At 64.1% G+C, this 12,756-nt stretch carries 13 protein-coding genes, 1 tRNA gene and 1 riboswitch; of the genes, 9 read left to right on the plus strand and 5 right to left on the minus strand.

Annotated features, from left to right (window positions below; genetic code table 11):
- The first annotated feature begins 71 nt into the window (after nt 1–71).
- From V8J83_RS06930 to V8J83_RS06940, 3 genes are read left to right on the plus strand one after another with little or no spacing between them, the layout of a single operon-like run.
- Nucleotides 72–1,265, plus strand: coding sequence for a 3-hydroxybenzoate 6-monooxygenase (locus V8J83_RS06930; protein WP_339984827.1), 1,194 nt, complete (start codon nt 72–74; stop codon nt 1,263–1,265).
- A gap of 23 nt (nt 1,266–1,288) precedes the next feature.
- A complete protein-coding gene (locus V8J83_RS06935; RefSeq protein WP_339984829.1) occupies nt 1,289–2,386 on the plus strand; it encodes a cupin domain-containing protein in 1,098 nt (365 codons plus the stop codon).
- The gene (locus V8J83_RS06940; protein WP_339984831.1) at nt 2,370–2,867 is read left to right on the plus strand and encodes a DinB family protein; all 498 of its coding nucleotides are present in this window, start codon (nt 2,370–2,372) and stop codon (nt 2,865–2,867) included. The genes V8J83_RS06935 and V8J83_RS06940 overlap by 17 nt, the downstream gene beginning before the upstream one ends.
- Here the strand turns inward: V8J83_RS06940 and V8J83_RS06945 are convergent.
- The 5 genes from V8J83_RS06945 to V8J83_RS06965 all read right to left on the minus strand — a co-directional run bounded on the left by V8J83_RS06945 (nt 2,864) and on the right by V8J83_RS06965 (nt 9,237).
- The gene (locus tag V8J83_RS06945) at nt 2,864–4,000 is read right to left on the minus strand and encodes a CapA family protein (RefSeq protein WP_339984833.1); all 1,137 of its coding nucleotides are present in this window, start codon (nt 3,998–4,000) and stop codon (nt 2,864–2,866) included. The genes V8J83_RS06940 and V8J83_RS06945 overlap by 4 nt on opposite strands.
- A gap of 52 nt (nt 4,001–4,052) precedes the next feature.
- On the minus strand, nt 4,053–5,255 hold the full coding sequence (locus V8J83_RS06950) for a winged helix-turn-helix domain-containing protein (protein ID WP_339986019.1): 1,203 nt from the start codon (nt 5,253–5,255) through the stop codon (nt 4,053–4,055).
- 6 nt (nt 5,256–5,261) lie between these two features.
- Nucleotides 5,262–7,154 carry an acyl-CoA synthetase gene (locus tag V8J83_RS06955; RefSeq protein ID WP_339984834.1) on the minus strand — a complete coding sequence of 631 codons (1,893 nt, stop codon included), beginning with the start codon at nt 7,152–7,154 and terminating at the stop codon, nt 5,262–5,264.
- A gap of 106 nt (nt 7,155–7,260) precedes the next feature.
- Nucleotides 7,261–9,075 carry an ABC transporter transmembrane domain-containing protein gene (locus V8J83_RS06960; protein WP_339984836.1) on the minus strand — a complete coding sequence of 605 codons (1,815 nt, stop codon included), beginning with the start codon at nt 9,073–9,075 and terminating at the stop codon, nt 7,261–7,263.
- Nucleotides 9,076–9,163: 88 nt separating this feature from the next.
- A tRNA-Gly gene (locus V8J83_RS06965) sits at nt 9,164–9,237 on the minus strand.
- Nucleotides 9,238–9,424: 187 nt separating this feature from the next.
- On the opposite strand from V8J83_RS06965, the gene nthA reads away from it, so the two are divergent.
- The 6 genes from nthA (at nt 9,425) to V8J83_RS06995 (ending at nt 12,728) form a co-directional block, all read left to right on the plus strand.
- Nucleotides 9,425–10,027 carry a nitrile hydratase subunit alpha gene (gene nthA / locus V8J83_RS06970; protein WP_439649756.1) on the plus strand — a complete coding sequence of 201 codons (603 nt, stop codon included), beginning with the start codon at nt 9,425–9,427 and terminating at the stop codon, nt 10,025–10,027.
- Nucleotides 10,024–10,686, plus strand: a complete 663-nt coding sequence (gene nthB, locus V8J83_RS06975) for a nitrile hydratase subunit beta (RefSeq protein WP_339984840.1) — start codon at nt 10,024–10,026, stop codon at nt 10,684–10,686. Before nthA ends, nthB begins: the two co-directional genes overlap by 4 nt.
- On the plus strand, nt 10,683–10,991 hold the full coding sequence (locus tag V8J83_RS06980) for a nitrile hydratase accessory protein (RefSeq protein WP_339984841.1): 309 nt from the start codon (nt 10,683–10,685) through the stop codon (nt 10,989–10,991). The genes nthB and V8J83_RS06980 overlap by 4 nt, the downstream gene beginning before the upstream one ends.
- 57 nt (nt 10,992–11,048) lie before the next feature.
- Nucleotides 11,049–11,249: riboswitch (cobalamin riboswitch) on the plus strand.
- A 37-nt stretch (nt 11,250–11,286) separates the two neighbouring features.
- Complete coding sequence (locus V8J83_RS06985) at nt 11,287–11,451, plus strand: CbtB domain-containing protein (RefSeq protein ID WP_339984843.1); 165 nt, start codon at nt 11,287–11,289, stop codon at nt 11,449–11,451.
- A gap of 15 nt (nt 11,452–11,466) precedes the next feature.
- Nucleotides 11,467–12,168 (plus strand): CbtA family protein, encoded by a 702-nt coding sequence (locus V8J83_RS06990; RefSeq protein WP_339984845.1) that lies wholly within the window; start codon nt 11,467–11,469, stop codon nt 12,166–12,168.
- Nucleotides 12,169–12,236: 68 nt separating this feature from the next.
- Complete coding sequence (locus tag V8J83_RS06995) at nt 12,237–12,728, plus strand: hypothetical protein (protein WP_339984847.1); 492 nt, start codon at nt 12,237–12,239, stop codon at nt 12,726–12,728.
- Nucleotides 12,729–12,756 lie beyond the last annotated feature (28 nt).

The following is a 12,756-nucleotide window of genomic DNA, read 5'->3' on the forward strand; positions in this document are numbered from 1 at the left end:
GCCAGAGTTGTCCGGACCCTTGACGCAGCCCCACCTCTGGTTAGTATGTATACTTACGAAAGAGAGGCAGGATGAGCGATGCAATCCTTATTGCCGGTGGCGGGATCGGCGGGCTGGCGGCTGCGGCGGCGTTGGCGGGCAAGGGCATCCGGTCGCTCGTGCTGGAGCAATCCAACCAATTGCGCGAGATCGGCGCAGGCATTCAGATCGGGCCCAACGGCTTCCATTGCTTCGACGCGTTGGGGATCGGCCCGCAGATGCGCGAGACGGCCGTGTTCATCGACGCCCTGCGCCTGATGGATGCACAGACCGCAGAAGAAATCACCCGTATCCCCCTTGAGGCCGCGTTCCGCGCCCATTTCGGCAACCCCTATGCGGTGGTCCACCGCGCCGAATTGCATCAGCTTTTGCTGGACCGGTGTCGCGACAGTGGGCTGGTCGAGATTCGCACAAACCATGCCGTCACGGGATATGCGCAAGATGGCGCGCGCGTTACGATTCACTGCCGGGACCAACCGCCGGTTCAAGGCCGCGCCCTGATCGGGGCGGAGGGGCTGCGGTCGCCCATTCGGGCGCAGATGCTGGCCGATGGCGACCCGGTGATATCGGGGCATACCACCTATCGTTCGGTGATCCCGCGCGAGGTCATGCCCGAAGATCTGCGGATGAACGCGGCCACGCTCTGGGCCGGGCCGAAATGCCATATCGTGCATTATCCGCTCAAAGGCGGGACGGTGTTCAACCTTGTGGTCACCTATCACCGCGATGTGGAGGAAGCCGTTTCCGGCCGCCCCGTCACCCACGAAGAGGTCGCAGTCGGCTTCGACCATGTGCACCCCAAAGCCCGCGCGGTAATCGAACATGGGCGCGACTGGAAAGTGTGGGTGCTGTGTGACCGCGAGCCGGTTAGCCGCTGGACCGAGGGCCGCGTGGCCCTTCTTGGGGATGCGGCGCATCCGATGCTGCAATACTTCGCGCAAGGCGCCTGCATGGCGATGGAGGATGGCGTCGCGCTGGCAGTGGCGCTGGACGGGGCGGGTGATATCGAGGCCGCGCTCAAGCGATACGAGGCGATGCGCGCGACCCGTACGGCGCGGGTGCAGATGAACTCCCGGCTGATCGGCGATTACATCTACCACCCCGACGATGCCAAGGCCGCCGTGCGCAACGATGTGATGCAAGCCATGTCGCCGCAGGACTGGTATGATCGGCTGACGTGGATCTACCGCTCGAACGGATTGCCGCAGGATCAAGGTGGGATTTGAATGACTTATGGGACGCACAACGCATGACAGACGAGACCCACGAAACCGTCGCCCACGGGATGCAGCCCGAAGACACCCCGGAATTGCGCGCGCTCTACGAGGGGTTCGCGGCGCAATCGCTGATCCCTCTGTGGACGCAATTGGGCGATCTGATGCCCATGAACCCGGCACCAAAGGCGGTGCCGCATGTCTGGAAATGGGCCGATCTGCTGCCCCTTGCCGAAGCCTCCGGCGCGCTGGTTCCGGTGGGCCGGGGCGGCGAGCGGCGTGCCATCGGGCTGGCCAATCCCGGCCTTGCGCCGAACGCCTACATCTCCCCCACGCTTTGGTGCGCGATCCAGTACCTTGGGCCGCGCGAAACCGCGCCGGAACATCGCCACGCACAGAATGCGTTTCGGTTCGTGGTCGAAGGCGACGGGGTCTGGACGGTGGTGGACGGCGACCCGGTGCGCATGTCGCGCGGCGATCTCTTGCTGACCCCCGGCTGGCGATTTCATGGGCACCACAATGACCGTGACGCGCCCATGGCGTGGATCGATGGGCTCGATATTCCCTTTTCACAACAAATGGATGTGGGGTTCTTTGAGTTTGGCTCTGAGCGGGTGACGGATTACGCGACTCCGAACTTTTCGCGCGGCGAGCGGCTTTGGGCGCATCCCGGACTGCGGCCTTTGTCAGGCTTGCAAGACAGCGTATCCTCGCCGCTGTGTGCGTTTCGCTGGGAGCATACCGACCGCGCCCTGACCGAGCAGCTTTTGCTTGAGGATGAAGGACAGCCCGCGACCGTGGAGCAAGGTCACGCCGCGATCCGTTACACCAACCCCACCACCGGCGGCGACGTGATGCCGACGATCCGCTGCGAATTTCACCGGTTGCGCGCGGGTGTTGAGACGCCCACGCGCCGCGAGGTCGGCGCGACCGTGTTCCAGGTCTTTGAAGGGCGTGGCGCGGTGGTGATGGGGAGTGTCGAGCATCGGCTGGAAACCGGCGATTTGTTCACGATCCCGTCCTGGGTGCCGTGGCGCTTGCAGGCCGAGACCCAGTTTGACCTGTTCCGCTTTTCCGACGCGCCGATCATGGAACGGCTGGCCTTCATGCGCACCCATGTCGACGGCGGCTGAGCGCGCGGCACTGGTCGCGCGGCAAGGCCCCGGCGCGCGCTATGATGCGCCCGAGGCCCCGTCCGATGCGTTGCTGCTCGCCCGCCGGGGAACGGCCTATTTTGCGCGTGTTTTGAACGGGTTGAGCGATGCAGACTTGATGGAACGGCACCATGCAAAGGTGGTAGCGGGCATCGGCTACCACGGCCGAAGCTTGGCAGAACATCTGGCGGCGCTCCGGGAAGACGCGCCGGTGCCAGAGGCGCGGCACGAACACGAAGCGATCAGCCTGCCCGCCCGCGCTTTGCGGGGTTTGTTTCAACACGCGGCCATCCATCTCGACGTCGAATGGCGGGATCTGCCGGGGGACATCTGGGCCGTTGAGGTGCCGGGTTTGGGCATGAGCGCGGCGCAAACGCCCCTCGCCCGTGCCGAGGCGGTTTGGCAGGCTAGCTTGCGACTGGGCGGGCGCGTGCGCGACCTGCCGCCGGCATTTCGCTAATCGGTCAGGCAGCCGTCCGGCCCGACCGCGCGGGGGCCTAGGACCCCGCGGGCGTGGGCCACACTGGCTCCGCCGTCCGGCAAAAGCGCCGCCGGTGAGACCGCCACACCATGACCGGCGAACCGTTCGACACGTGTAGGCAGATAGCGGGTGTTGGTTGCGATTGTGCGCCCGGCTTCATCACGCGCAAGGTCGAGGTAGAGGATCGCCCCAGTGCGGCGCGGCAAACTCCATTGCGACGAAATCAGGTTGCCAAGGGAATACGCGACCGGCACCTGCCGCCCATCGCGCGTCGTAAGCGTTTCAATGGGTTGCAGCACATGGGGATGCGCGCCGACGATGGCGGTCGCTCCGGCCTCGGCCGCGGCTTGTGCCAAACGGCGTTGTCGGGCATTGGGACGGGCGGCATATTCCGTTCCCCAATGCGGCAACAGGATCACTGCATCGATAGTTGGAGTATTCGTGAGGGTCTGGATAAGGTTGGGGATGGAAGGGCGATTTCCATAACAATCCAGCACTTGAGAGCGGCCATTGGTCAAATTGTTGGTTGAAAATGTGCAAGCCACAAAGGCCACATTACGGCCGGAAATCTGTCGCGTGACGTGCCAGATGGGGTCGGTCCCGCGCGCGATGGTGCCGGTCGCGGGCAAGCCTGCCTCAGCCAGGGCCTGAAGCGTCAGATCCACGCCGAGCGCACCCCGATCCAGGGCGTGGTTGTTGGCCGTTTGGACCACGTCGACGCTCGCGTTGCGCAAGGCCCGCGCGATCAAGGGATGGTAGTTGAACCGTGGATAGCCGGTATAGGCGCGTCCGTCATATATGGTGCCAGGATCGGCAATCTGGCGGTTCGCAAGGCTGATATTGCGCGCGGCGGGACCTTCGAGGTTCACAACGGCAACCTCGGCGCGGGCCAGAGCCGCCGCAATCGGGGCAAAGGCGGGTGCGAAGCCTTCAGGGCGTGTGGCGGCATCGCGTTGGATCAAGCTATGCAACAGGACATCACCCCCGAACGCCAGATCAGGCCGGGCGCAGGAATTGCCGCTTGGGCCTGTTGGCGTGCAGGACACGAGCGACAGTAAAGCCATCGCTTTAAGGGCAGTGCGGAAGCTTCTGCTTTGGTTGGACAATCCCATGACGCATACCTGTGGATAACTTATCCACAGAAGCCCACCGGCGCGCGTTCTGTCAATCTACAGGCAGGGCATCGCGCAACCAGCCGTCACTAAAGCGCAACGCGCCACATCCGCCAAATCGTGCCGCGCGTTCGATTTCCGAGGTGAGGCGCTCCACCCGCCCCCGGCCCATGCGAACCTTGTTTTCGGGCCAAAAGGCGCGGACGGACAGCTCATCGCCCTGGCGCGCCATATCGATGCGGCCGATCAGGTCGGTGCCCTCCATCACCGGGAAGACGTAATAGCCGTACCGGCGTTTCGGGGCGGGCACGAAGATCTCGATCCGGTAGTGAAACCCGAAGAGACGCTCGGCCCGGTTGCGGTCGCGCAGGGCGGGATCGAACGGCGACAGGATGCGCACGCGCCGGCCGGGATCGGGCGTCTCGGCCAGATGTCTCTCGATCGCCGGCCAGGCGATGGATCGGCGGGTGCGACCATCGACGCAGACGACATCGACCTCGACCACGCGCCCCTCGGCCAGCGCTTGCGTAACCCATGCCTTGGCGTCTTGCGGGCGCACCAGATCGAAGAACGCGGCCAGTTCGCCGCTGGTGGCAAAGCCCAAACGGTCCAACGCGGCCGCGCAACCCCAGTCGATGATCTCGGCGTCGGTGAAGCGCGCGTTAAGCCGCTCAGCCGGGATGACACGCTCGGCCAGGTCATAGAACTTGCGAAAACCCCGCCGCTTGGCGACGGCCAGATCACCGGATCGCCACAGGTATTCAAGGGCCACTTTCGAGGGCCGCCAATCCCACCAACCTGTTGATTTCTCTGCCGTATCATCGGCCAGATCGGTTGTGCAGCACGGACCGTTATCGGCCACATGGACGAGGACCTTGTCGATCTCGGCATGAAAGCCCTGCCCGTGCCAATCCTTCCATTTCCCATGCAGACGCGCGCGGTCCCGGTCAAATCGCATCCGCCACATCGGGTAGAATTCCATCGGGATGATCGACGCGTCGTGGGTCCAATGTTCGAACGTGGTGCGGGCGCGGTCATTGATCCAGCGCAGGCCCTCGGGTCGGTAGCTTTGCCGACGCGACCAGAGGATCAGGTCATGGGCGCGCGCAAAGGTGTTCACGCTGTCGACCTGCACAAAGCCCAGGCGCTGCACGAGCTCCGACAAGGCCGCTCCCTTCGCGGGACCGGCGGGTGGTTCGATCAGGGCATGGCGATGCAGGAACAACTTCCGCGCCGCCGCATTGGACAGCTCGATCACCCGTCAGGCCGCATCATGCCAGTCCCACGGTCGGGTGAATTCCCCCAGAACCGCCTTCACGCCGGCTTCATCCGCCTCACCATTGCGGGCCAGATGGGCGACCAATCCGCGCTTCTTGTCCTCGCCCACGGCAACGACGCGCGCGGCATGCCCCGCCTTTTCCAGGGCACCATTGTAGACCCGCATGATCGCCCGTTTGCGCAGGTCCGGTTTGAACACCTTCCCAACGGCGGTCTTGGGCAATTCATCCAACACTTCCAGATGCTTGGGGATAGCCGCCCGTTCGTGAATATGTGCGGAGGCATGCGCCATCAGGTCCGCCTCGGTCACGGAGGCGCCGTCTACCAGCTCCACGTAGACGCACGGCAATTCGCCCGCAAACGCGTCGGGTTGCCCGATCGCACCGGCAAAGGCCACGGCCTCGTGACCGGCCAACGCTTCTTCGATCTCGGCGGGGTCGATGTTGTGACCGCCGCGAATGATCAGATCCTTGGCGCGGCCCGTGATCCAAAGGTAGCCGTCCTCATCAACCCGCCCCAGATCGCCGGTGCGCAGGTAGGTTTCGTAGTAGAATAGGTCCTTGTTCTTTTGGGTTTCGGTGTAGGTGTGCCCCGCAAAAACGCCCGGGCTTTCGATGCAAATCTCACCTACGGTGTCCGGGCCGCATTCGGTCGGGCCGCCGGGCGTTTCGCAGACAATTTTGACATTGGTATGCGGAAACGGCACGCCGATGGAGCCGATCTTCTTCTCTCCGTCGACGGGGTTGCAGGACACAAGGCAGGTCGCTTCGGTCAGGCCGTAGCCTTCGATCAACGTCACGCCGGTCGCCTTTTCAAAGCGGTGAAACAGCTCGACCGGAAGCGGGGCGGAGCCTGAGAACGCGGTCTTGACCGTGGACACATCCGCATCCACCGGCCGTTGCATCATAGCAGAGATCGCCGTGGGGACGGTGATGATGAAGCTGATCTTCCAGCGCTCCACCAGCTTCCAGAAATTGTCGAACACGCCATCGCCGCGGTAGCCTTGCGGGGTCGGAAACACGACATGCGCGCCGGAGGCGACCGAGGCCATCAGGATCACGTGGCTGGCGAAGACGTGGAACAGCGGCAGGGGACAAATGATATTGTCCTGCTCGGTGAACAGGAGCGTATGACCGATCCAGCCATTGTAGATCATGCCGGAATACGTGTGCTGTGCGACCTTTGGCATACCGGTCGTGCCGCCAGTGTGGAAGTAGCACGCGACGCGATCTTCTTGCGGGTCGTCGAAGGCCAAAGTGGTCGGTTGCCTGGCGCATTCGGCTGCGAAGCCGAGAACCCGCGCCTTGTGTGCGACGGGGTTTTTCGGGCGCAGCAGGGGCACGATGAACTTCTTCAGGCCCGTCAGGTACCGCAGCAAATCCACCTCGAGCACCGTGCGCACATTGGGCGCATGGGTGAGCGCCTCGGCGACCTTTTGGGCGACGTCAGTTTTGGGGAAGGCCTTCAGCGTCACGACGACTTTTGCGTTTGTTTCCCGCAGGATGGCGCCGATTTGCTCGGCATCCAGAAGCGGGTTAATTGGGTTGACGATCCCGGCCACCGCCCCGCCCAAAAGGGTCACTGCCGCCTCGTTGCAATTGGGCAGGACGAAGGCAATCGTGTCGTTGGGGCCGACGCCCAGGGACCGGAACAGGTTGGCGGCCTGCGTGATGCGGCTGTGGAATTGCGTCCAGCTGAGCGTTTCGGCGGGGTCGCTCGCGCCAGAGAGCAGTTGGAAGGTGATCGCGTTCAGCGGACCGTGGGCCGCCGCTGTTTGGCTCAGAAGACCGTAGAGCGTGGTGGCAGGCTGGCTTTCCGGCCATGGCTTCTCCTGCTCAAGTGTTTTGATATCCGCGGCCGACGCAAAGCGTGCCATGGCATCCTCCCGTTTTTCTCTCCCCGCGGGCCCCGTTTGGCGGTGCCTCCTGACGAAAGCATCGGGCAAAGTTGCGCGCCGCGCAACTCTGACGCGGCGTAGCGGGTTACTCGGCGGCGAGGCCGGAGGTGAATTGCAACTGCGCCAACCGCGCGTAAAGGCCGCCCTCCGCGACCAGCGCGTCATGCGTGCCCTCGGCGACGATTCGGCCTTCCTCGAAAACAAGGATGCGGTCGGCCTGTTTCACCGTTGCAAGGCGGTGCGCGATGATCAGGGTCGTGCGCGTCTTCGACAACTCGCCGACCGCGTCCTGCACGGCGCGTTCGCTGGCGGCATCAAGCGCGCTTGTCGCCTCGTCCAGCAACAGGATCGGTGCATCGCGCAATATGGCGCGGGCAATGGCGATGCGTTGCTTCTGGCCACCCGAAAGCATGAGGCCGCGCTCACCAACATAGCTGTCGTAGCCCTGCGGCAGGACACATAGGAATTCATGCGCCGCGGCAGCACGGGCGGCGGCCTCGACCTCGGCATCCGTGGCCTCGGGGCGTCCGAAACGGATGTTTTCGCGGGCGGAAGCGGCGAAGATCACCGGATCCTGCGGGACCAAGGCCATGGCGGCGCGGAACGTCTTGCGCTCCATCTCCGGGAGAGCCACGCCGTCCAGCGTGATGGCCCCGCTTTCGGGGTCATAGAACCGCATCAAAAGCTGGAAAACGGTCGATTTTCCGGCACCCGAGGGGCCGACAAGGGCCACCGTTTCGCCGGGTGCTATGGTGAACGTGACCCGGTCCAGCGCCGTTGTTTCAGGCCGCGTCGGATAGCGGAACAGCACGTCATCGAAGACGATCTGCCCCCGGCCACCCCGGGGCAGCGGTACGCCGTTCTGCGGGTCGTCCACGCTGTCGTCCGTGTCGAGCAATTCGATCAACCGCTCCGTCGCGCCAGAGGCCCGCTGCAACTCGCCCCAGATCTCGGACAGGGCCCCGACGGAGCCTGCGACCATGATCGCGTAGATCAGGAACTGGATCAGGGCGCCGATGCTCATCTCTTCTGCGCGCACGTCGCGGGCGCCGACCCAAAGCACGCCCACGATCCCGGTAAAGACCAGCGTGATGACGATCACCGTCATCAACGCGCGGATCGCGATGCGCTTCTTGGCGGAGCCGAAGGATTTTTCCGTCACATCGTCAAAGCGCGCGGCAGAAGGGCGTTCGTGGGTGAAGGCCTGCACCGTTTGCGCGGCCAGCAACGCCTCGGACGCGTTGCCCGAGCTTTCGGCGATCCAATCCTGGTTTTCGCGCGACAGGGCCCGCACCCGGCGACCCAACACAACGATCGGCACGATCACCACCGGCACGATCAGCAACACCGCCGACGTCAGCTTCGGCGATGTCCACAGCATCAGCGCAATACCACCCAGAAGGATCAGGGCATTGCGCAAGGCGATGGAAACGCTGGACGAAATCACGCTCAGCAAAAGCGTGGTGTCCGTGGTGATCCTGCTCAGGACTTCGCCGGTCATGATCCGCTCGTAAAACGCGGGGCTCATACCGATCATCCGATCAAAGACCGATTTGCGAATGTCCGCGATCACCCGTTCGCCAAGCCGCGTCACAAGGTAATACCGCAGCCCCGTGCCAAGGGCCAAAAGCCCCGCAATTGCCAGCGCGGCAAGGAAATACTGATCAAGAAGCTCAACACTTTCGGTCTCGAAACCGTCGACAACGCGGCGCACGGCCAAAGGCAGGGTAAGCGACACGATCGCGGTCATCACCAGCGCACCAGCCGCACCCGCCAGCATCAACTTGTAGGGCGCAAGAAACGGCAACAACCCTTTCAGGCTGCCGATGCGCTTTGACCGCTCCCTCTCTTCCTTGGCCGAGGGGGGCGGCGGGGTTTGCGTGGTCTGATCGCTGGCCATATCACTGAGGTCGTTTCAGGTTTTCCGTCGATACAGCCGGAGCGGGTCCGTCGCAAGAGTGCACGCAGGTTACCAAGTTTGGAAGGGATGGAGCGGGCGACGGGAATCGAACCCGTATCATCAGCTTGGAAGGCTGAGGTCTTACCATTACACAACGCCCGCGTTGCGGAGTGTGACCTATGGAAGGAATGCGCCGCCGTCAAGCCGGGTGGGGGTCGGTGCGCGGTTCGGGCGGGATATTTCAGTGCGTGTTCCATAGCCAAGAGGTCCACCGCCCGCGTCCAGCAAAGAACTGGTCAGCGCGCCCGATCCGAGGCAATGTGTCGCCAGCCGCATAGCCCCAAGGCCCGTGATGCACGATCATTCCGACCATTCGCATATGTCCGATATCGAAGCCCGCGTTCGTGCGCTTGAGACCGTATTGACCGAAAAGGGCTACATCGATCCCGCCGCCGTCGATGCCATCATTCAGACCTACGAGACCGAAATCGGACCACGCAACGGGGCCCATGTTGTGGCCAAGGCCTGGACCGATCCCGCCTTTCGCGATTGGCTGGAATTGGATGGCACGGCGGCGATCCATTCCCTTGGATATGCCTCGCGCCAGGGTGAGCATATGCAGGCGGTGTTCAATGGGCCCGGTCAACACCACCTTGTCGTGTGCACGCTGTGCTCTTGCTACCCATGGTCGGTGCTTGGCCTGCCGCCGGTGTGGTACAAATCCCCGGCGTTCCGATCCCGCGCCGTGATCGACCCGCGCGGGGTGTTGGCCGACTTCGGGCTGATCCTGACCGAGACCACAGCGATCACCGTGCATGATTCCACAGCCGAGATGCGATATCTGGTCATCCCCGAACGCCCCGACGGCACGCATGGCTGGTCGGAAGAGGCCTTGGCGAGACTTGTGCACCGCGATGCGATGATCGGCACGGCGCTGGCGGACGCGCCATGAACGGGGGTGCGGATCTGGGCGGGATGATGGGGTTCGGCCCGGTGCGGCCCGAGCCGGACGAGGCGAATTTCCATGCCGATTGGGAGGCCCGCGTGATGGGCATGGTCGTGGCCCTCGGCGCGGCCGGGCAATGGAACCTCGACCAATCGCGCTTCGCGCGCGAGAGCCTGCCGCCCGCGGATTACCTCAGCGACAGCTATTATGAGATTTGGCTGAAGGCCGCGACCCGGCTGATGCTTGAGCGTGGCATGATCACCGAGCGCGAGGTGATGGAGGGCCGCGCGATCACAGCTGCGGTCCCGATCAAAGGCACGCTTGCACCCGCCGATGTGCCCGCTGCCCTCGCCCGGGGCGGCCCCGTCGACCGCCCCGCCGACACGCGTCCGGCCTTTGCGGTCGGAGATGGCGTGCACACACTGAACATCCACCCCGACACTCACACCCGCCTGCCCCGCTATGTCCGCGACAAGACAGGGAAAATCGAGCGTATACACGGCCACCACGTCTTTCCGGACACCAATGCCCTTGGCGAAGGGGAGCAGCCCACCTGGCTTTACAAAGTCAGCTTCGAGGCGCGTGTCTTGTGGGGGGACCGAGCCGGCCCATTGGATCGCGTGACGCTGGATCTGTGGGAGCCTTACCTCAGGCCCGCGCCATGACCGAGCCGGAGCAGCCGTTCACCGAACCTTGGCAGGCGCAGGCCTTTGCCCTGACCGTGCATCTGCACGCACAGGGCCATTTCACCTGGGGTGAATGGGCAACGGCCCTGTCGGCGCAGATCCATTCCGGGGCAGAGCGCGCGTATTACGGCCACTGGCTTTGCGCGTTGGAGGACGTGATCGCCACCAAGGGGCTTTCGACGGCGGCGCGGCTGCATGAGACCGCCCGGGCCTGGAAAGACGCCGCCGCCCGCACGCCCCATGGTCAGCCGATCACACTGAACGCCGATCCGGCCATTCGATGACGCGAAGCGGCCCCGAAACGGTCGTTTTCGGGTTTGACACCGCTCCGGCCCGTCTGTCACAACAGGTTTACATTCGGTTCCCGGCACCTGCCGGGTCGTAAAGAGGGAATGTCGTGCGCGCCCACAGGCGCAAGTCGACAGCTGCCCCCGCAACTGTAAGTGGGCCGTCTGGATGCATATGCCACTGGGATCCGTCCCGGGAAGGCCATCCGGACCAAGGCCACGAGCCAGGAGACCTGCCGTATGTGCCAACGCAATCCAGCCGCCGGGGTGGCGGTTTACAGGAGCTGAAGACATGACGACGCAAACACAGACCTCTGCAAAGTCCACCATCGGTGCCGCGACCCTTGTCGCGATGATCGGCTTGGCCATCATGGTCGTGACCGGCCACGTTCAGGCGGCCACGCTGCACGATGCGGCCCACGATGTGCGCCACGCGACGGGCTTTCCCTGCCACTGATCCACGGGGACAATCATGTTTACACGTTTGCTGACCAGCGGTCTGTTCGCTGGCGCGGCTGCAGGGCTGATCACGGCCCTGTTGCAGCTTTGGTTTGTGCAGCCGGTGTTGCTGCATGCGGAACTTTATGAGGGCGGCGAGCTGATCCACTTCGGTGTCGACAGCATCCTGCCAGCCGCGCAGGAGCTTCCCGGTTTCGATCCGCTGCGCGATGGCCTTTCCATCGTCTTCACCATGTTGATCTACTCCGGCTACGCGCTGATCCTGACGGCGCTGATGTCGGTCGCCGAAGGCCAGGGCGCGGTGATAGACGCGCGCAATGGCCTGCTCTGGGGGATCGCGGGCTTTGTCGCGGTGCATTTCGCCCCCGGCTTCAGCCTCGCGCCCGAGGTGCCCGGCGTGGCGGCGGCCGATGTCGGCCTGCGCCAGATCTGGTGGTTCATCACGGTGGCCATGGCGGCAGGCGCGATGTGGTTGATCGCGTTTGGGCGCAATTGGGCCGCGTGGATCGGGGCGGCCATTCTGCTTCTCGCACCGCATGTCTACGGCGCGCCGGAACCGGAGGTCTTCTCCGGACCCGTCCCGACTGAGCTTGGCGCGCTTTTTGCCGCCCGCGCCTTCGGGATCGGCATGGTGGCGTGGGTGCTTGTGGGCACTTTCGCGGGCCATTTCTGGTCACGGGGCATCGGCGCATCCGAGCATTCGCAAACCGCCTGAGAGACGGGCGGCGCGGGCGCTGCGCCCGCGCCGCCGCTCCCCTTCCTTATGGTAATCCGGAGCGTCCCATGAACACAGCGCTTCCCATGCTGGCCATCGGCCTGATCTTCGGCGGTGGCATCGGCTTCACCATCGCGGCCTCCAATGGCATCACCCTGGATGGACACGACCATTCCGAACATCACGGCGCGATGACGCATGGTGACGCCGAGCATGCCGCCGCGCACGAGGCGATCCTTTCGCTTCCCGATGACGCCGACGCGCCACGTCTGGCCGTGCGTATCGAACAAGATCCGATGTCGGGCTGGAACCTGAATATCATGGCCGAGAATTTCACCTTCTCACCCGAAAACGCGAGCCGCGATCACGTGCCCGGTCAAGGGCATGCGCATGTCTATATCGACGGGGTGAAACTGGGTCGTTTCTATGGGCCGTGGGTGCACCTCGACGGCCTGCCCGAGGGGTCGGTTGACGTGCGCGTGGGCCTTTTCGCCAACGATCACAGGCAATTGGCGGTGGGCGATCAGCTTCTGAGCCAGACCATCGCAATTGAGAACTAGCATAAGGCCCCGCGCGCGCGCGCGGGCC

The organism is Gymnodinialimonas ulvae (assembly GCF_037543845.1).
Taxonomy (GTDB): Bacteria; Pseudomonadota; Alphaproteobacteria; order Rhodobacterales; family Rhodobacteraceae; genus Gymnodinialimonas; species Gymnodinialimonas ulvae.